The 18,656-nt window shown below is 72.5% G+C and carries 16 protein-coding genes and 1 pseudogene; 7 read left to right on the forward strand and 10 right to left on the reverse strand.

The window, feature by feature from the left end; translation table 11 throughout:
• Window positions 1–78: 78 nt before the first annotated feature.
• The 3 genes from ACZ60Q_RS00155 to ACZ60Q_RS00165 all read right to left on the reverse strand — a co-directional run bounded on the left by ACZ60Q_RS00155 (window position 79) and on the right by ACZ60Q_RS00165 (window position 3,920).
• The gene (locus tag ACZ60Q_RS00155; RefSeq protein ID WP_469626073.1) at window positions 79–660 is read right to left on the reverse strand and encodes a TerD family protein; all 582 of its coding nucleotides are present in this window, start codon (window positions 658–660) and stop codon (window positions 79–81) included.
• A gap of 260 nt (window positions 661–920) precedes the next feature.
• On the reverse strand, window positions 921–3,050 hold the full coding sequence (gene uvrB / locus ACZ60Q_RS00160) for an excinuclease ABC subunit UvrB (RefSeq protein WP_469626075.1): 2,130 nt from the start codon (window positions 3,048–3,050) through the stop codon (window positions 921–923).
• A gap of 39 nt (window positions 3,051–3,089) precedes the next feature.
• The gene (locus ACZ60Q_RS00165) at window positions 3,090–3,920 is read right to left on the reverse strand and encodes an MHYT domain-containing protein (protein WP_469626078.1); all 831 of its coding nucleotides are present in this window, start codon (window positions 3,918–3,920) and stop codon (window positions 3,090–3,092) included.
• A gap of 231 nt (window positions 3,921–4,151) precedes the next feature.
• Here ACZ60Q_RS00165 and ACZ60Q_RS00170 point away from each other — a divergent pair, with 231 nt between their 5' ends.
• The 3 genes from ACZ60Q_RS00170 (at window position 4,152) to ACZ60Q_RS00180 (ending at window position 7,093) form a co-directional block, all read left to right on the forward strand.
• Window positions 4,152–5,027 carry a glycerophosphodiester phosphodiesterase family protein gene (locus tag ACZ60Q_RS00170; protein ID WP_469626080.1) on the forward strand — a complete coding sequence of 292 codons (876 nt, stop codon included), beginning with the start codon at window positions 4,152–4,154 and terminating at the stop codon, window positions 5,025–5,027.
• A 78-nt stretch (window positions 5,028–5,105) separates the two neighbouring features.
• Window positions 5,106–5,663: a methylated-DNA--[protein]-cysteine S-methyltransferase gene (locus ACZ60Q_RS00175; protein ID WP_469626083.1), complete on the forward strand. Its 558-nt coding sequence runs from the start codon at window positions 5,106–5,108 to the stop codon at window positions 5,661–5,663.
• A 227-nt stretch (window positions 5,664–5,890) separates the two neighbouring features.
• Window positions 5,891–7,093: an MFS transporter gene (locus ACZ60Q_RS00180; RefSeq protein WP_469627930.1), complete on the forward strand. Its 1,203-nt coding sequence runs from the start codon at window positions 5,891–5,893 to the stop codon at window positions 7,091–7,093.
• A 96-nt stretch (window positions 7,094–7,189) separates the two neighbouring features.
• Here ACZ60Q_RS00180 and ACZ60Q_RS00185 read toward each other — a convergent pair whose 3' ends face one another.
• Window positions 7,190–7,552: a cupin domain-containing protein gene (locus ACZ60Q_RS00185; RefSeq protein ID WP_469626086.1), complete on the reverse strand. Its 363-nt coding sequence runs from the start codon at window positions 7,550–7,552 to the stop codon at window positions 7,190–7,192.
• 104 nt (window positions 7,553–7,656) lie between these two features.
• Between ACZ60Q_RS00185 and ACZ60Q_RS00190 the strand changes: the two genes are divergently transcribed.
• The gene (locus ACZ60Q_RS00190) at window positions 7,657–8,628 is read left to right on the forward strand and encodes a pseudouridine-5'-phosphate glycosidase (protein ID WP_469626089.1); all 972 of its coding nucleotides are present in this window, start codon (window positions 7,657–7,659) and stop codon (window positions 8,626–8,628) included.
• Entirely contained in the window at window positions 8,625–9,539 is a 915-nt protein-coding gene (locus tag ACZ60Q_RS00195; RefSeq protein ID WP_469626090.1) for a carbohydrate kinase family protein, read from the forward strand. Before ACZ60Q_RS00190 ends, ACZ60Q_RS00195 begins: the two co-directional genes overlap by 4 nt.
• A gap of 99 nt (window positions 9,540–9,638) precedes the next feature.
• Here the strand turns inward: ACZ60Q_RS00195 and ACZ60Q_RS00200 are convergent, their stop codons facing one another.
• Together ACZ60Q_RS00200 and ACZ60Q_RS00205 are read right to left on the reverse strand one after the other, a co-directional pair.
• Window positions 9,639–10,286: a nucleoside/nucleotide kinase family protein gene (locus ACZ60Q_RS00200; RefSeq protein ID WP_469626093.1), complete on the reverse strand. Its 648-nt coding sequence runs from the start codon at window positions 10,284–10,286 to the stop codon at window positions 9,639–9,641.
• 48 nt (window positions 10,287–10,334) lie between these two features.
• Complete coding sequence (locus ACZ60Q_RS00205; protein WP_469626096.1) at window positions 10,335–11,027, reverse strand: winged helix-turn-helix transcriptional regulator; 693 nt, start codon at window positions 11,025–11,027, stop codon at window positions 10,335–10,337.
• An 85-nt stretch (window positions 11,028–11,112) separates the two neighbouring features.
• Here ACZ60Q_RS00205 and ACZ60Q_RS00210 point away from each other — a divergent pair, with 85 nt between their 5' ends.
• The gene (locus ACZ60Q_RS00210) at window positions 11,113–12,324 is read left to right on the forward strand and encodes a pyridoxal phosphate-dependent aminotransferase (RefSeq protein WP_469626099.1); all 1,212 of its coding nucleotides are present in this window, start codon (window positions 11,113–11,115) and stop codon (window positions 12,322–12,324) included.
• Window positions 12,321–12,929, forward strand: coding sequence for a cysteine peptidase family C39 domain-containing protein (locus ACZ60Q_RS00215; RefSeq protein WP_469626102.1), 609 nt, complete (start codon window positions 12,321–12,323; stop codon window positions 12,927–12,929). Before ACZ60Q_RS00210 ends, ACZ60Q_RS00215 begins: the two co-directional genes overlap by 4 nt.
• A gap of 311 nt (window positions 12,930–13,240) precedes the next feature.
• On the opposite strand, the pseudogene ACZ60Q_RS00220 reads toward ACZ60Q_RS00215, so the two are convergent.
• The 4 genes and pseudogenes from ACZ60Q_RS00220 to ACZ60Q_RS00235 all read right to left on the reverse strand — a co-directional run bounded on the left by ACZ60Q_RS00220 (window position 13,241) and on the right by ACZ60Q_RS00235 (window position 18,508).
• Window positions 13,241–13,326 (reverse strand): annotated as a pseudogene (locus ACZ60Q_RS00220).
• A gap of 34 nt (window positions 13,327–13,360) precedes the next feature.
• Window positions 13,361–14,092 (reverse strand): DUF7873 family protein, encoded by a 732-nt coding sequence (locus ACZ60Q_RS00225; RefSeq protein ID WP_469626105.1) that lies wholly within the window; start codon window positions 14,090–14,092, stop codon window positions 13,361–13,363.
• A gap of 43 nt (window positions 14,093–14,135) precedes the next feature.
• Complete coding sequence (locus tag ACZ60Q_RS00230; RefSeq protein ID WP_469626108.1) at window positions 14,136–15,488, reverse strand: SWIM zinc finger family protein; 1,353 nt, start codon at window positions 15,486–15,488, stop codon at window positions 14,136–14,138.
• Window positions 15,485–18,508 carry a DEAD/DEAH box helicase gene (locus tag ACZ60Q_RS00235; RefSeq protein ID WP_469626110.1) on the reverse strand — a complete coding sequence of 1,008 codons (3,024 nt, stop codon included), beginning with the start codon at window positions 18,506–18,508 and terminating at the stop codon, window positions 15,485–15,487. The genes ACZ60Q_RS00230 and ACZ60Q_RS00235 overlap by 4 nt, the downstream gene beginning before the upstream one ends.
• Window positions 18,509–18,656 lie beyond the last annotated feature (148 nt).

Here is an 18,656-nt window from a genome sequence, read left to right on the forward strand (position 1 = left end):
GGCAGCTCCCGGCGTCGGGTGCCGCCGGGAGCTGCTCCTGCCCCTTCCCGTGCCGGCCGTGCCGGGCCGGTGCGGGACCTACAGGTGCGGGAGGATCGACGGCATCAGGTCCTGGAAGGTGCGGCCGTTGGCCGGGTTCCCGAGGGCTGTCATCTGCCATCCGCTGCCCGCGCGGTGCACCTTCGCCATGATCTGGGCGGTGTACTGGCCGCCGCCGTCGAGCGTGTACCGGGCGAGCTCCTGGCCGTTGGTCTCGTCGACAATGCGGCAGAAGGCGTGTCGGACCTCCTGGAACGTCTGCCCGGTGAAGGAGTTCACCGTGAAGACGATCTGGTCGATGTGGACCGGCACGCGCTGGAGGTCGACGAGGATCGCCTCGTCGTCGCCGCCGCCGGAGCCGGCGCCGCCGACCAGGTTGTCACCGGTGTGCTTGACCGAGCCGTCATCGCTGACGAGGTGGCGGAAGAACACGACGTCGACCGGCTGCTTGTCGGCGAAGAGCACCGCCGAGGCGTCCAGGTCCACCTCGCGGGTGCGCGAACCGAACAGGCCACGGCGCGGAGCCGCCTGCCAGCCGAGCCCCATCCGTACCGCCGTCAGGGTCCCCCCGTCGCTCTTCTGCAGGCTGATGGCCTGACCCTTGGTCATATTGACCGTCACGCGCTGTCCCCTCTCGGCATTGCCCCGCAACCATCCGTGTGCGGTTTCCCCGCACCCTACGCATTCCACCCCGGGCGGCAGCAGGCTCGCTCCGCTTTCGTGTCGGTCTTGCAACACACCCGGCGCGGCATGCCCGGCGCTTCGGAGACCGCGCCGGAATCCACGCCGGAACAGGCGCGGGGCAGGCGCGGAACGGGTGAGGAACCAGCGCGGAGCCGGCACGCGTCAGTGGAGATCCCGCGCCGGCCAAACCACCCGGATCAGGCGAGGCCCGCTTCCTTCATCTGACGCAGTTCCTTCTTGAGCTCGCCGACTTCGTCGCGCAGCCGGGCGGCCACCTCGAACTGCAGATCCGCGGCAGCGGCCCGCATCCGCTCGGTCATCTCCTCGATGATCCCGGCCAGTTCGGTCGCGGGCCGGTCGCTGAGCACCGCGCCGGGCGAGGCCGCCCTACCCTTGGCCCCGCCCTTGGCGGCCTTGCCGCCGAGCGCGGGCACCGGCGCCTTGGCCTCCTTGCCCTGGCGGTAGCCGGTGCCGAGCAGCTGCTCGGTGTCGACCTCCTCCCGGGCGATGGTCGCGACGATGTCGTTGATCTTCTTGCGCAGCGGCTGCGGGTCGATGCCGCGCTCGGTGTTGTACGCGACCTGCTTCTCGCGGCGCCGGTTCGTCTCGTCGATCGCCTGCGCCATGGCCGGGGTGATCTTGTCGGCGTACATGTGGACCTGGCCGGAGACGTTACGGGCGGCGCGGCCGATGGTCTGGATGAGCGAGGTGCCGGAGCGCAGGAAGCCCTGCTTGTCGGCGTCGAGGATGGCCACCAGGGAAACCTCGGGAAGGTCGAGGCCCTCGCGCAGGAGGTTGATGCCGACGAGCACGTCGTACTCGCCGGAGCGCAGCTCGCGCAGCAGCTCGATGCGGCGCAGGGTGTCGACGTCGCTGTGCAGGTAGCGGACCTGGATGCCGAGCTCGAGGAAGTAGTCGGTGAGGTCCTCCGACATCTTCTTGGTGAGCGTGGTGACCAGGACCCGCTCGTCGCGCTCGACGCGCTTGCGGATCTCGTGGACCAGGTCGTCGATCTGACCCTCGGTGGGCTTGACCACGACCTCGGGGTCGACGAGGCCGGTAGGGCGGATGATCTGCTCGACGAACCCGTCGCCGCGCGAGAGCTCGTACTTTCCCGGGGTCGCCGAGAGGTACACCGTCTGGTCGATCCGCTTCAGGAACTCCTCCCACTTCAGCGGCCGGTTGTCCATCGCGGACGGCAGCCGGAAGCCGTGGTCGACGAGGGTCCGCTTGCGGGAGGCGTCCCCCTCGTACATCGCGCCGATCTGCGGGACCGTGACGTGGGACTCGTCCAGGACGAGCAGGAAGTCGTCCGGGAAGTAGTCGAGGAGGGTGTTGGGGGCGGTGCCGGGCGCGCGGTCGTCGAAGTGCATCGAGTAGTTCTCGACGCCGGAGCAGGTGCCGATCTGACGGAGCATCTCGATGTCGTACGTGGTGCGCATGCGCAGTCGCTGGGCCTCCAGCATCTTGCCCTGCTTCTCCAGCTCGGCCAGGCGCCGCTCCAGCTCCCGCTCGATGCCGCCGACGGCCTTCTCCATGCGCTCGGGCCCGGCGACATAGTGACTGGCGGGGAAGACGTGGACCGTGGGGTCCTCGCTGATGATCTCGCCGGTCAGCGGATGGAGCGTGGACAGGGCCTCGATCTCGTCGCCGAACATCTCGATCCGGACGGCGAGCTCCTCGTAGACCGGGAAGATCTCGATGGTGTCGCCCCGGACCCGGAAGGTGCCGCGGGTGAACGCCAGGTCGTTGCGGCTGTACTGCATCTCCACGAAGCGGCGCAGCAGCTGGTCGCGGTCGATCTCCTCGCCGACCGTGAGCCGGACCATGCGGTCCACGTACTCCTGGGGCGTGCCGAGGCCGTAGATGCAGGAGACGGAGGCGACCACGACGACGTCGCGCCGGGTGAGCAGCGAATTGGTCGCCGAATGGCGCAGCCGCTCGACCTCCTCGTTGATGGAGGAGTCCTTCTCGATGTAGGTGTCCGACTGCGGGACGTACGCCTCGGGCTGGTAGTAGTCGTAGTACGAGACGAAATACTCCACCGCGTTGTTCGGGAGGAGCTCACGGAACTCGTTGGCCAGCTGGGCGGCGAGGGTCTTGTTCGGCGCCATCACCAGGGTGGGGCGCTGCAGCTTCTCGATCATCCAGGCGGTGGTCGCCGACTTGCCGGTGCCGGTCGCGCCGAGCAGGACGACGTCCTTCTCGTCCGCGCGGATACGCCGCTCCAGCTCGGCGATGGCCGCCGGCTGGTCGCCGCTGGGCTGGTAGGAACTGACGACCTCGAAGGGCGCCACCGAACGTTCGATCTTGGAAACGGGCCGCATGCAACCACCGTACGGCTCGCCACTGACAACGGCCCCGGATCAGCGGTACCGAGCCCCTCCCGCCCCCTCGCGGGCGGTGCTCCGCGGGCGCTTCCCGGCCCTCGGGTCCGGGGCGGGATCGCCGGTCACGGCCCTGGGGTCGAACATCAGCACCACGGCGGCGAGGAGCAGGAAGAAGCCGGGGCCGGCCAGCATCGGGCCGATCATCTCGGCGGGCCGGTCGCCGGGCAGGACGTCGGCCAGGTCGGACGGCAGGGTGGGCGGCACGTGCAGGTGCACGTCGAGCGCGGCCATTCCGGTGTAGTGCATCCCGGTCACCGCGACGGCCATCAGGATGCTCGCGCCGAGGCCGGAGAGGGCTCCCCGGAGGGTGACGGCGGCCCACAGGGCGCCCGTGGCGGCGCACCCGGCGATCAGCACCGAGAGGACGACGAGGGGGGTGTCGTACGCGAACCGCGCGTCCATACGCATGCCCGCCATGCCGAGATAGTGCATCGAGGCGATGCCGAGGCCGGTGATGGTGCCTCCCGTGATCAACGCCATGCGGGTCGCGCCGCGGTACCCGACAATGAAGATGCCGATGCCGACCATCAGCACGGCCAGGGCGAGGCCGGCGAAAGTGAGGGGTTTGTCGTAGGAGATCGGAGCCTCCTGGACGGTGAAGCCCGTCATCGCGACGAAGTGCATGGTCCACACACCGGAGCCGATGGACAGCGAACCCAGCGCCAGCCAGCCGACCCGCCAGGAGCGTGTGGCGTGAAGGGACCGGGTGGTGCAACGGAGTCCGAGGGCGGCTCCCAGGGCAGCCATGAGGAAAGCCGCGACCGGGGTCACCAGGCCGTAGGTGAATCCGTCGACTGTTCCTTGCATGCGCGTACGCCCTTCGAGAAAGCCCGGGGTCGAGGAGGGTCCCCCAAGGGGCGAGTCCCGGCAGGCAGACAAAGAAAGCACATTTTATCGGCACGGCCGCGCGCCCTGCTCGGGCGGTGGCATCCGGGATCAAAGGTTCCGTTCATTTCGCGGCCATCGCCGCCCCGCCGGGCGTTGGCGGTCCGCTGTCACTCTCTGCGTGTCCGCACACTCCCGACGTGAGGAGTCCCCGTGTTCGTCCGCACCGCCACCGCCTCCACCACGGCCGCCGCCCTGCTCGGCGCCGGCGCCCTGCTGCTGCCCGCCGACCGGCCCGAGACTCCGGAGCGGCAGGACGCCCCGGTCGTCGTGGCCCACCGGGGGGCATCGGGCTACGCGCCGGAGAACACCCTCGCCGCCGTCGACGCCGCCGACGCGCTCGGCATCGACTGGGTCGAGAACGATGTCCACCGTACCGGCGACGGCGTGCTGGTCGTACTGCACGACGACAACCTGAAGCGCACGACGGACGCCGAGCAGGTCTTCCCCGACCGGGCGCCATGGGCGGTCAAGGACTTCACCGCGGCGGAGCTGGCGAAGCTCGACGCGGGCAGCTGGTTCGGAACGCGGTTCACCGGGGCCCGGGTGCCGACGCTCACCCAGTTCCTGCAGCGCATGGACCGCAACCGGCAGAAGCTGCTCCTGGAGATCAAGAGCCCGGCGGCCTACCCGGGCATCGAGCGGGACATCATCCGGGTCCTGGGACAGTCGGGGTGGCTGGACCGCTCCCATGTGCGGAGCCGGCTGGTCATCCAGAGTTTCGGCGCCGACAGCGTGAAGAAGGTGCACAGCCTGCGCCCCGACATCACGACCGGCTTCCTGGGTACACCGGCGGTGGCCGAGCTGCCCTCGTACGCGGCGTTCACCGATCAGATCAACCCCTCCTACGCGACGATCGGCGCCGACTACGTGGCGGCCGTCCAGCGGCTCAAGGGCCCGCACGACAAGCGTCTGCGGGTGAACACGTGGACGGTCAACAAGGCGGCGGACGCGGTGAAGGCCCGCGACTACGGGGTCGACGGCATCATCTCCAACTTCCCCGACGCGGTGCGTGACGCGACGAGCTGACGCGGCAGGGGGCGGGCCCGTCGGTTTCCCGCCGACGGGCCCGGCACTGTCAGTGGCGGGTCGTACACGGTGGTCGGCATGAACAGCTACGGGACCGATGCCGAGCGGGCCGTCGAGTGGACTGTCGTGGACAGCGACATCGGCCCGCTGCTGCTCGCCGCGACCGGGGCGGGTCTGGTGAGTGTGTCCTTCCACGCCCGCCCCGCCGTGCGGGACACGGTTCTCGACCGGTTGCGGACCCGGTTCGGCGCGGTGCCGGTGGAGAAGCCCGGCTCCGCTCGGCTCGCCGGGCCCATACGCGCGCTCGCGGCGTATTTCGCGGGCGAGAGGCAGGATTTTGACCTCGACCTGGACTGGTCGCTCACCTCCGGGTTCCACCGTGAGGTGCTCCGCGAGCTGGCGTCCGGGGTGCCCTACGGGACGGTCGTCGGGTACAGGGAGCTGGCCGCACGGGTCGGCCGGCCGGAGGGGGCTCAGGCGGTGGGCGCTGCCATGGGGGCCAATCCGCTTCCGGTGGTGGTGCCATGTCACCGGGTGGTGGAGAGCGACGGGGGTCTGGGCGGGTTCGGGGGCGGTCTGGAGACCAAGCGGCAGCTGCTGGCGCTGGAGGGGGTCCTGCCACGGCCGCTGTTCTAGGGACTCCCGTTCGGATCATGCCGGGCTCGCGGGGTCCGGCACCTTGCATCCGGCCCGATCCGAACGAAGCTCCTGAGCCTGCCCGATCGATCACGTCAGGGCTCGTTCACCCGCCCGGGTGCACGGCGGCGGTCGGGCGGTGACACACTGCGCCGGTGACACGACCGCTCTCCCTCCCCCAGGTCACGGCCGCCGGTCTGCCCGCTCTCCAGCGCCGGACGTCGGCCGTGCTCATCGTCAGCCAGATACTCGGCGGCCTCGGCGTGGCCGTCGGCATCGCCCTGGCCCCGATACTGGCCGCCGAGGTGAGCGGGTCGCAGGCGCTGTCGGGGCTGGCGCCGACCGCGTCCGTCGTCGGCACGGCGCTGCTCTCGCTGCCGATGGCCGCCCTGATGGCCGCCCGGGGCCGCAGGTCCGGCCTGGCGCTCGCCTATCTGATCGGCGCGCTGGGCGGTGGTCTGGTGGTCCTCGCCACGATGCTGCCCAGCTTCCCGCTGCTGCTGCTCGGCATGGCCGCGTTCGGCGCGGGGTCCCTGGCCGGTCTCCAGGCCCGGTTCGCGGCGGCCGACCTGGTGGGGCCGGAGCGGCGCGGGCGGGCGATCTCCACCGTCGTCTGGGCCACCACGATCGGCTCGGTCGTGGGCCCCAACATCTCGGACCCGGCCAGCCGGCTGTTCCGCGGTACGCCGGTGCCCGAGGCCGCCGGACCGTATCTGTGCTCGGCCGCCGTGTTCCTGCTCGCCGCGGTGGTCGTGGCGCTCGCGCTGCGTCCGGATCCGCTGCTCACCGCCCGCGCCCTGGCCCCGGAGGGCCCGACGGGGCCGCCGAGGAGCTCCCTGCGCGCCGGGGTCGAGGCCGTCCGGGAGTCGCCGATGGCGCGGCTCGCCCTGCTGACGGTCACCGTGTCGCACACCGCCATGGTGTCGATCATGGTCATGACCCCGGTCGACCTGGGCCGGCACGGCGCCGGTCTCCAGCTGATCGGGCTCGTGATCAGCGGTCACATCGCGGGCATGTACGCGTTCTCCCCGGTGATGGGGTGGCTGGCCGACCGGTTCGGCCGGCCGGCCGTGATCGGCCTGGCCGTCGGACTGCTGAGCTGCGCCGCGCTGCTCGCGGGCACCGCCGGGCCCCGGCACGGGCAGACCGCCGCGGGCCTGTTCCTGCTGGGCCTCGGCTGGTCGGCGGGGATGATCGCCGGCTCGGCGCTGCTCACCGACGCGGTGCCGCGGTCCGCCCACGCGGCGGTACAGGGGCTGTCGGACCTGATCATGAACGCGGCGGCGGCCGTCGGCGGGGCGGCGGCCGGGGTGATCGTCGCCGAGTGGGGGTACGGCCTCCTCAACGCGATCGGCGCCGCGCTGCTCCTGCCGGTCGCCGCGCTCGCCCTGCGCCGGAGCCTGCGACGGCCGGGAACGGTCAGCGGCTGACACACCGCCGGACCGCACCTCTGTCACCGTCGCCACGGCCCTCACCACTGCCGCGGAGACGGCCGTGGGCATGAACCGCGGCCATCGCCGGGGACCTCAGAGGCTGATGTGGTACGCCTTGCGGAGCGTCTCGTGGACGGTCCAGGTCGTCCGGTCGCCCTCGCGCAGGACACAGGCGTCCCCCGGGCCGATCTCCAGCCTCGCCCCGCCCTCGACCTCGACCGTCGCCCGGCCGCTGACGACCACGAACAGCTCGTTCGCCTCGGTGTCGGTGACCACGCCGGGCGTGATCTGCCAGATCCCCCGGATCTGCTTGCCGTCGGCCGATTCCCACAGCACCTTGCCCGTCACCACGGGATCGCCCGAGAGGGTCCGCGCCGGATCGAGAGGTTCCGGAACGAGTTCGGCGTCCGGGATGTGCACGGCGAAGGAGACGGGGACCTGGTCATATGTCGTCATGGCCGGTCACCTTAGCGACCACTTCCGGCCACCCTGCGGCCAGGACCCGCCCCAGGACGTCCGTCCATGGTTTGCGCCCCTCCCGGCCGCGACAGGGATGGGGCATGCCACAGAACCCACCGGACCAGCGTCCCGCCGCACACGAGAACCCTGGGACGAACGCCTACGTACCCGTGCTCTCGGGGGAGGTTCGGGACGCTCTGAGCGCCGGTCTGCCCGTCGTGGCGCTGGAGTCGACGATCATCGCGCACGGTCTGCCGCGCCCCCGCAACCTGTCCGTGGCCCGGGAGCTGGAGGGGCTCGTCCGGTCCGCCGACGCTGTCCCGGCCACCATCGCCGTTCTGGACGGACGGGCCCATATCGGCCTGAGCGAGGAGCAGTTGGAGCGGGTCGCCGGAGATCCGGCGGTACGCAAGCTCGGGCACCGCGATCTCGCTCCGGCGCTCGCCGCCGGGGCGAGCGGGGCGACGACGGTGTCCGCGACGGCGTTCCTGGCGGCCCGGGCGGGACTCGGCGTCTTCGCGACGGGCGGGCTCGGCGGCGTCCACCGGGAGTGGGCCGAGAACCAGGACGAGTCGGCCGATCTGCGGCTGCTCGCCCGCACCGGGATCACCGTGGTCTGCGCGGGGGTGAAGTCGATCCTCGACGTCCCGGCGACCCTCCAGCGGCTGGAGACCCTCGGCGTCTCCATCGTCGGCTACGGCACCGGACACTTCCCCGGCTTCTACCTGAGCAGCTCGGGCCAACCCGTCGACTGGACGGTGCACAGCCCCGAGGAGGCGGTGGAGGTGATCCGGGCGAAGGAGGCGCTGGGCGGCCCGGCAGCCGCTCTGATCGTCGCCAACCCCGTAGCGGAACAGGATCAGTTGGATCCGGCACTGCACGACCGGGTGCTGGCGGAGGCGCTGGACGCGTGCCGGGAGCGGGGCGTCACGGGGCAGGGCGTCACTCCGTTCCTGCTGGATGAGCTGATGCGGCGGACCGGAGGCGCGTCGCTGGAGGCGAACCTTTCGGCCGTACGCGCAAACGTGGCCCTGGCGGCGCGGATCGCCGTCGTGGCGGCGGGCTCCCGGTGAACCGTCCGGCGGCGGGCGGTGGGCTGTTGGTGGTGGGGGACGTGGTGACGGACGTGGTGGCGCGCTACGGATCGGCGCTCGCCCACGGTACGGACACGGCGGCCCGGATCCGTACACTGCCGGGCGGCGCGGGGGCCAACGTCGCCTGCTGGGCAGTGCGTTCGGGCTGTCGGGAGGTCCGGCTGCTGGCCAGGGCGGGGGCGGAGTCGGCCGGCTGGCACCGGGAGGAGCTGGAGCGGGCGGGGGTGCGGGCGTTCCTGGCGGTGGACGACGCGTTCCCGACAGCGACCGTCATCGCCCTGGTCGACGCGGCGGCGGAGCGCACGTTCCTGACCGATGGCGGGGCGGTGCTGCGGCTCGCCGTCGAGGACTTCGCGCCCATGATGCTCGACGGTGTCGGGCGGCTGCATCTCTCCGGCTATCTCCTGTTCGCCGCGACGAGCCGGACCGCCGCCCTCCTCGCCCTGCGCACCGCCGTGGAGCGGGGCGTACCGGTGAGTGTGGACCCGGCGTCGGCCGGGTTCCTCGGCGAGCTGGGCCCCAAGCGGTTCCTGGAGTTCGCGGAGGGGGCGGAGCTGTTGCTGCCGAACGCGGACGAGGCCCGCCTGCTCACCGGGCGGCCCGGACCGGAGTCCGCGGCGGCCGAGTTGAGCCGGTGGTTCCCGCGCGTCGTCGTCACCTTGGGCGCGCGGGGAGCCGTGGTGGCCGCCGGGGGCGAGGTCGTCGGCCGCGTCCCCGCCCCGCCGGTGCGCGAGCCGGTCGACTCGACGGGGGCGGGCGACGCGTTCACCGGCGGGTTCCTCGCGGCCCTACTGGCCGGGGCCGACGACATGACCGCGGCGGCCGAGGGCTGCCGGGCGGGGGCGGCGGCCGTGGCCACGGTGGGCGGGCGGCCACCGCCGGACCGGTAGCCCTCGGCCGCCGCCGTCCGGAAGCGGCAACCGCCCGCCCCGGTGACGGCCGATGCCGGGCCACGCGTCCGATGCCGCCCGTGTCGCTCCGCGCGCCGGCTACCCGCTCCCGGGCAGCCCCGACCAGGCGGGGTGCGACGGATCGTCCGCCCGGACCACCACGTCCGCGCGGTCCGAGGGCGCCGCCTCTTCCTCGTACCGGGCGAAGGCGGGCAGGGTCCAGCGTTCCGACTCCGCCGTACGTCGCCGCAGCGCCCCCGGGGACAGCCGCAGCTGGACGCTCAGCGCGAACGGGAACCAGTGCCCCAGCAGGAACGGGCCGTGCACGAGGACCACTCCGCCCTCGGGCAGACAGTGGTACGGGGTACGGGTGGCCCGGTCGGTCACGGGGTCCCACAGATCGGGCAGCACGCGGCCGGAGCCGCCCGCCTCCAGCGGCCCGAACACCTCGCGCCACAGCGCCCCGGTGTCGTACCAGCCCTCGGCGTACGCGTCCGGGTCCCGCCTCCCGTACTCGAAGCGCAGGCTCGCCGGGCGTAGGAAGCCCTCGGTGGAGACCACGAGCACGGCGCGGCCGAGCAGCCGCAGTTCCCGCGCGAGGCGTTCGGCGCTCTCGCCGGTGCGGGCGGCCGGCGCGCCGTCGATGCCGAGCGCGAGCCAGGGCCCGCCGTCGGCGGCGGACAGCCCGTCGGCGTACCGGGCCAGCTCGCCGGCCAGCCGTTCCCAGGTGATCGCTTCGAGTCGCACGGCTCCATCATCGCCGGACCGGCGGCGTGACGCTTGCGCGCGGGAGGCTCAGGCGCCCCGCAGTTCGGCGGCGAGCGGGCCTTCGCCGAGCACCTCGACGCGGCCCTCCCTCACCGCCTCCGCGAGTGTCGCCCCACCTCGCGCGAGCTCCAGACACACTTCGGCGCCGAGGAAGATCCGGGCGTCGGGGCGGTCGGCGGGACCGTATCCGTACACCGCGGAGACCGCTTCGGCGGCCGGGAGCGGGACGCCCGCTCCCCCACCGATATGGAGGTGGAACTCGCCCTCCTCCAGCCGGACTTCGAGGACGCCCTCCTGGGTGAGCCCGGCGAGGGCGCCGAGCAGGGGCAGGGCGAACCAGTGGGCCCGCACCGCGTCCGTGGGGCGGCGCTCGGCGAGGGCGGGCGCCCCCCACTCGGCGAGGGCGGCGAGGACGGGCAGCAGGGCGTGGCCGCGGGCGGTCAGCTCATAGACCGATGCGGCCGACGGGGGCGGCAGCTTGCGGCGCAGGGCCAGCCCGCCCTGCTCCATGTCCTTGAGCCGGGAGGCCAGCACGTCCGTGCTGACCCCGGGCAGATCGGCGTGCAGGTCCGTGTACCGGCGTGGCCCGCCCAGCAGTTCACGGACGATCAGCAGCGTCCACCGGTCGCCGACGGAGTCGAGGGCGCGGGCGGTGGCGCAGAACTGGTCGTAGCTCCGGCGACGGGCGGGGGGTGCTGCTGGCTGCTGCTGACGTGGCATGCGACGCAGTCTAGACATGTTGTTGGACTTTCCAAGCTGAAACTTGGTAAAACCAAGTATCGCAATTCGGCTCGGGAGGCAGCGCATGGAGTTCCGGCAGTCCAGCAAGCTCAACGAGGTCTGCTACGAGATCCGGGGCCCGGTCATCGAGCACGCCAACGCCCTGGAGGAGGCGGGCCACAGCGTCCTTCGTCTCAACACGGGCAACCCGGCCCTCTTCGGCTTCGAGGCTCCCGAGGAAATCGTCCAGGACATGATCCGGATGCTGCCGCAGGCGCACGGTTACACCGATTCGCGCGGCATCCTCTCCGCCCGGCGGGCGGTGGTCCAGCGCTACCAGGCCATCGGGCTCACCGAGATCGGCGTGGACGACGTGTTCCTCGGCAACGGGGTCTCCGAGCTGATCTCCATGGCCGTGCAGGCACTGCTGGAGGACGGCGACGAGGTGCTGATCCCGGCCCCGGACTTCCCGCTGTGGACGGCGGTGACCACGCTCGCGGGCGGCAAGGCCGTGCACTACGTCTGCGACGAGGAGTCCGACTGGAATCCGGATCTCGCCGACATGGCCGCCAGGATCACCGACCGGACCAGGGCCGTCGTGATCATCAACCCGAACAACCCCACCGGAGCGGTCTATCCGCGCGAGATCCTCGAAGGCATCCTCGATCTGGCCAGGCGGCACGGACTGATGGTGTTCGCCGACGAGATCTACGACCAGATCCTGTACGACGGGGCCGAGCACCACAGCGCGGCGGTCCTCGCCCCCGACCTGGTCTGCCTCACCTTCAGCGGCCTGTCCAAGACGTACCGGGTGGCTGGCTTCCGTTCCGGCTGGATGGTTGTGTCCGGTCCCCGCCGGCACGCCCGCAACTACCTGGAGGGCCTGACCATGCTGGCCTCCATGCGGCTGTGCCCCAACGCCCCGGCCCAGTACGCCATTCAGGCCGCGCTCGGCGGACGGCAGTCCATCCGGGAGCTGGTCGCGCCGGGCGGGAGACTGCACGAACAGCGCGAGAGGGCCTGGGAGCGGCTGAACGAGATCCCCGGCGTCTCGTGTGTGAAGCCGAAGGGCGCCCTGTACGCCTTCCCGCGCATCGACCCGAAGGTCCACCCGATCCTCGACGACGAGAAGTTCGTGCTGGACCTGCTGCTGCGGGAGAAGATCCAGGTGGTGCAGGGCACGGGCTTCAGCTGGCCGCGCCCGGACCACTTCCGCATCCTGACCCTCCCGCACGCCGACGACCTCGACGCGGCGATCAGCCGCATCGGCCGCTTCCTGAACGGATACCGCCAGTGACCTGTGCCCTCTGCCCCGTCCCCGTCCACACCCAGTTCGCCACTCCGGAGCTGGTCGGGGCGATCGTGGAGGGCGGGCTCGATCCGGCCGAGGATCCGGGCTGGGCGGAGTCGGGGGCGCCCTCGCCCACCGAGTACGCGCGTTGGGCAGGTCATCTGTGCGGTATGACCTGCCTGCGCATGGCGCTCGGCGTCGACGCCCCGTCCCTGTTCGCGCTGCGCGACGGGGCGTTGAGGTACGGGGCGTACACGCAGGACGTGGACGGACGGATCCGGGGTCTGGTCTACGCGCCCTTCGCGGAGTACGTCAACGAGGTGTACGGGCTCGGAGCCACGGTCCACCGGCATCTGGACGTGGGCGAGATCTCCGGGCTGCTGGACGCGGGCCGGACCGTGCTGGCGTCCGTCCACTACGGGATCCGGCATCCGGAGCGGCCCGCTCCGGGGCGGGGCGGGCATCTGGTGCTGTTGACCGCGCGGACGGCCGACGGGTCCGGCGTCCACTTCCACAACCCGTCGGGGACGGACGCCGGGACGCGGGCGGCCGTGCTGCCGCTGACGGAGTTCGAGCGGTTCTTCGCGGGGCGGGGCGTCTCGCTGTCATGACGCGCCCGTCGCCCGGGGCCGGAGCCCCGGAAACGGGAGCGGGCCCGGAGGCGTAGCCGGCCTCCGGGCCCTGATGGTGCCGCCCATCGGGCACGCCGGCACGTTTAAGGATCCGGGTCAGTCTGATGTCGTCGCGTCCTGCCTTTGGACCACCGCAGATCGAAGCTCTGCGGGCCGGACTTGAACCGGCATTTCGACGCGCGCGGGCCCGGGCCCGTTCGATCCGGCGATCGGCGGCGAATGCTGAGTCTGGAGCAAGAGTCTGAGATTGACGGCGGTCTGCCTCTGCCTGCTTGGGCTACTCCGGCCCGTGCCGGAGGGAGGAGTCGAACCTCCACTGGAACCGCGCCTTCACGACAAGCTTCAGTTTCAGCTTGCGCTCCTCGCGCACCCCGGCCACCGAAGACGGCGGCCGGGGAATCCATGGTCGGTCACCCGAAGAGGTAACCGAATACCGCATCACCCACTCGCTGGTCGGCGACGTCCGCGCCGTTGGCCTCCTCGCGAGCGAACTTCACGGCCTGCTGGAGCTTCTCGATCCGGTCCAGCAGTTCGTTGACGCGTCGCGCCGGAAGCGCCCCGGAGAACTTGACCGTCGTCCAGTACCCGATCGGGATGTCCTCGTAGTACACCTCGACCTGCGCCGGGTGCTTCTCGGTGGCCTCCGCCTTCACGTGGTTGCGGGGCACCTTCTTCGTGCGGACCGTGCGGACCGGCTCGGTCTTCCAGGAGTCGGTCGAGGGGTCCTGCGCCCAGGCCTCGGCGGCGTCCAGCACGGGCAGTTTGCGGACGAAGGTGTTGAGGTCGGTCAGCTGCTTCTCCAGGAAGAGCAGATACGACACGGGCACCTCGCTCACCAGCACCCGGCCGTCGACCAGCACATCGGCCCTGGCCGAGCAGTTCGCCCAGTCCTTCGTGGCGGTCACGTCGAAGAGCCTGGTCAGGGTGGCCGCGGTGTCCCTCAGGACGTGCTCGGCCTTGACCTGGACGAGGGTCGACTCGGGCGGAAGCTGTTCGCCCTCCTCGTCCTTGGGCTGGTAGGTCCGGGAGATCCCGGCCAGCAGTCCGGTCTTCTGGAGGCCGTGATGAGCCGCCGTCAGGTCCTGGTGTGCCTTGGACTTGACGCCCTTCTCCACTGCGATGATCTGATTGAGTTTCGCCACGTCGAGGACGCTAACAGTGGCGACTCACCGTCGGCCAAGGGTTTTACCGTACGTACAGGGGATCGGCCCCGGAGGTGTCCGGGACGGCATCGCCGGCCAGCAGTGCCTCGAGGGCGGCCACCGGGTCGGGTTCCGGAGCTGCGCGCGGCCACCAGTCGTCGGCGCCGGGATCGGATTCGTAGCCGTACCACCGGTGGTCGTGGCCGAAGCGGAGCTGGAGCGAACCCCGCGGGTGGGTGAGGTGGTTGCGCCGGGGTGTGAAGCGCGGGAAGCCGGCGGCGGCGAGCGCGGGGCGGGCCCGGTCGAAGGGACCGGCCGGCGGGTCCCAGGGCGTCTCCAGCAGCGCGAGGCCCTCGGCACCGCCCTGTCGCCAGGCGGCGACGGCGCGGGCGAGGTCGGTGGTGGTGCGGCCGGTGGCACGGGCCAGCTCCCGGTAGAGCGCGCGGGTGGTGGCGGTGAGCCCGGCGGTCGGCCGTGCGGCGGCGAGGCGGACCGCGTCCTGCCACGGGGTGAGCCCGGCCAGCGGATCACGGCCCGTGGTCAGCAGGGCGTGGGCGCGGGCGGCGGCGTCGGCGGCGAGGTGGTCCAGGCCCAACGGGTCGCGGGCGCCGGGCAGATCCGGATACGAGGGTGGCTGGCCGGGATACGGCGGTACGGGCAGGGGGGCCGGGAGCGGCGGCAGGAAGCGGGCGGCGAGAGCCTCCCTGGCCCCGACCGACGGGACGGCGGGGGCGGCGGGGCGTTCGCGGGCGGTGTGCTCGGCGTTGCGCCGGCCCAGCTCCTCCAGCAGTTCGCGCTCGCCCCGGCCCCGCATCAGCAACAGGACGAACGGGTCGCTGTCGAGCAGCAGGGCCGTTTGGAAGCAGAGGGCGGCGACGTGCTTGCAGGGCCGCCCGTGGTCGGGGCAGGTGCAGCTGGGGTCGAGGTCGTCGGCGGCGGGCAGCAGCCGGACACCGGCCTCCTCGGCGGTGTGGGCCAAGGAGTGCGGCATCTCCTTGGCCAGCAGCGCGGACAGATGGCCGGGGTGGGCGGCGACCGCGTCGAGCAGGGTTTCCCAGCCGGGGTCGGTGAAGGTGCGCAGCCGCAGCTCGGCACGGTAGGGGCGGGCCCTGCTGCCGTGCACATAGGCGACGACGCGCCCGGGGGTGACCGTGATCGCGGCGACCTGGCCGTCGTCGGCGTAGTGACGTCCGCGGGCGAGGCGGGCCTCGTCCATCGACAGCGACTCCAGCGCGTCCACCCAGGCCCGGCCCCACCAGCTGCCCGCGAAGGGCTCGTCCTGTCCGGAGGTGCGGGCGGGCACCGCCTCGAAGGTGCGCCGCAGATCGTCCGGGCCGGGCCGGGCGCGGGCGGCCGGTCTCCGGGCGGCCGGGCCGGTGGTCGGGCGCGGGCTCATGCGGGCCTCCGCAGCGATACGAGGTCGGCGAGGTCCCGGTCGCTGAGCTCGGTCAGGGCGCTCTCGCCGCTGCCGAGCACCGCGTCGGCGAGGACCCGCTTGGACTCCAGCAGCTCAGCGATCCGGTCCTCCACCGTGCCCTCCGCGACGATCCGGTGGACCTGCACGGGCTGGGTCTGGCCGATCCGGTAGGCCCGGTCGGTGGCCTGCTCCTCCACCGCGGGGTTCCACCAGCGGTCGAAGTGGACGACGTGGGCGGCACGGGTCAGATTCAGCCCGGTGCCGGCCGCCTTGAGGGAGAGCAGGAAGACGGGGACCTCGGCGGACTGGAAGCGGTCCACCATCCGCTCCCGCTCGGCCACCGGCGTACCGCCGTGGAGGAGCTGGGAGGGGATCGCGCGGGCGGCGAGGTGCGCGGAGAGAAGCTTCGCCATCGTCACGTACTGGGTGAAGATCAGCACCGAGGCGCCCTCGGACAGGATCGTGTCGAGCAGTTCGTCGAGCAGGGCGAGCTTGCCCGAGCGGCCCGTGAGCCGGGTCGGCTCCTCCTTCAGGTACTGGGCCGGGTGGTTGCAGATCTGCTTGAGCGAGGTCAGCAGCTTCATGACGAGACCCCGGCGGGCGATGCCCTCCGCCGCCTCGATCTGCGCCATCGTCTCGCGGACGGCCGCCTCGTAGAGCGTGGCCTGCTCACGGGTGAGGGAGACGGGGTGGTCGGTCTCCGTCTTGGGCGGCAGCTCGGGGGCGATGCCGGGGTCGGACTTCTTGCGCCGCAGGAGGAAGGGCCGGACCAGCCGGGACAGCCGCTCCACCGCCTCCTCGTTGCCCAGGCCCGCGGCGGTGCCGGTGTTCTCCACGATCCGGGCGTGCCGGGCCCGGAACGCCTTGAGCGGGCCGAGCAGTCCGGGTGTGGTCCAGTCGAGGAGCGCCCAGAGCTCGGAGAGGTTGTTCTCGACGGGGGTGCCGGTGAGTGCGACCCGGGCCGGGGCGGAGATGGTACGCAGCGCCTTGGCCGTGGAGGAGTGCGGATTCTTGACGTGCTGCGCCTCGTCGGCGACGACCAGGCCCCAGCTCTGTTCGGCGAGCCGGGCCGCGTTGGAGCGCATGGTCCCGTAGGTGGTGAGGACGAAGCCGCCGTCCGGGTCGCTCAGCATCCGGTCCGTGCCGTGGAAGCGGCGCACGGGGACGCCGGGGGCGAAGCGGTTGATCTCGCGGTGCCAGTTGCCGAGGAGAGAAGCGGGGCAGACCACCAGGGTGGGCGAGGGGTGCGCCCGGTGCAGATGGAGGGCGATGAGGGTGATCGTCTTACCGAGGCCCATGTCGTCGGCGAGGCAGCCGCCCAGCCCGAGCGAGGTCATCCGGTCCAGCCACGCCAGACCACGCAGTTGGTAGTCGCGCAGGGTCGCGTCGAGGCCGGGCGGGGGCGCGATCGTGGCGTCCTGGCTGAGGATCCGCGTACGGAGGGCGGCCAGCGCCCCGGCGGGGACGGCGTCCACCCGCTCGCCGTCCACCTCCGCGCTGCCCGTGAGGGCCACGGCGAGCGCGTCCACCGGATCCAGGAGCCCCAGCTCCCGCTTGCGCGCCTTGCGTACGAGGGCGGGGTCGACGACCACCCACTGGTCGCGCAGCCGCACCACCGGGCGGTGGGCCTCGGCCAGGGTGTCCATCTCCGCCTCGGTCAGCCGCTCCTCCCCCAGGGACAGCTGCCAGTCGAAGGCGAAGAGGTGCTCGGCGTCGAAGAAGGACGTGCCGTCGGTGGCCGATCCGGGCGCCGGCCGCACGACGGCGGTCGCGGTGAGCGAACGGGCCAGCTCACGCGGCCAGTGCACCTCGACCCCGGCGGCGGCCAGCCGGGATCCCGCGTCGCTCAGCAGCTCGTACAGCTCGTCCTCGGTGATCGCGAACACATCGGGGGCGGGCTGCCCCAGCAGCCGTTCCAGCGGGGCCCAGACGCGGGCGGCGCGGCGCAGCGCCAGCACCGCGTCGACCCGGGCACGCGGCCCGAACGGCTCGCCCGTCGTGCCGTTCCACAGGGCGGCCGCGTCCACCACGTAGGTCGGGTCGGCGAGGCTGTGGACCTGGACGACGGCAGCGGCGGCGTGCCGGACCGCCGGGTCGTCCGGGTGTTCCGGCCGCGCGGATCCGCCGGGGGTCTCCGCCTTCTCGTGGGCGGCCGTGACCGCGTAGGTGTCGGCGGTGTCGAACAGCTCGTACGCGGAGAGGTCCAGGCGCAGCGAGACCCGCACGCCCGCGTCCAGGCCCGAGGCGACCTCCACGGCCCAGGCCGCGGCATGGGGCAGATACTGGGCCTCGCGGGCGGCGAATGGCGCGCCCATCGCGAACGCCGCGGCGGGCGTGCGCGGCAGGGTGTCGGCGACGGCGTCCAGGAACGCCGCGATCAGGGCCTCGGGGTCGGGGAGCCGGGGCGGCTCGGAACCGGGGACCGGCGCGGCGTGCCCCTCGGCCGGCAGGGCGGCGGCGACCGCCCGCAGATGCGCGACATCCTCGGCGTCCCTCGGGCCCGCCCGCCAGGCGTCGTGACCGTCCGCCGTGAGTCCGGGGAGGAGCCTGCCGCGGGCGACGAGCCGCAGGGCGTGCAGCGCGGCCGCGCCCCAGCAGCGGGTGGCTGGGTGAGCGGAGGCGTGATGACGTGCCCGGACGAGCAGGGGCAGCGCGTCGGCCACGGACAGCAGCGCCGCGGGCGTCGCGACGGCACGGACACTCCCGGGGCCCGCCGCCGGGTCCGGCCGGACGACCGTGAGCCGGGCGGTGGTGTACGGAACGGGGTCGGGGCGGCCGGGGGGTTCCGCGTACGCGAAGGGCGTCCCGCTCCGCCCCTGCGCGCCGTCGCCGTGCCACGGGGCAGCGTCCACGAGCGGGTCCCAGAAGGCGATGCGGCCGTCCCTGGGCACCTGGCCGGGCAGGAAGACCGCCGCGCAGCGCAGCAGGCGTCCGGCGTCGGCGGTCCGGGACGTGTCCCCGGTCTCCCGCTGCTCGCCCTCTCGGGTCCGTGCCGTCATGTCCGCCACCTCCTCCCACCTGATCCGCTGATCCACTGATCCACGGTCTCCGTCGGCACGGAATGTGCTGACTCCGTGAGTCTAGGCGGGAGGTCCGACACCGCGGGATCCGGCCGCGTCACCCCAGCTCAACGGGGCGGGACCCGGC

The organism is Streptomyces sp. NPDC104313, assembly GCF_055583985.1.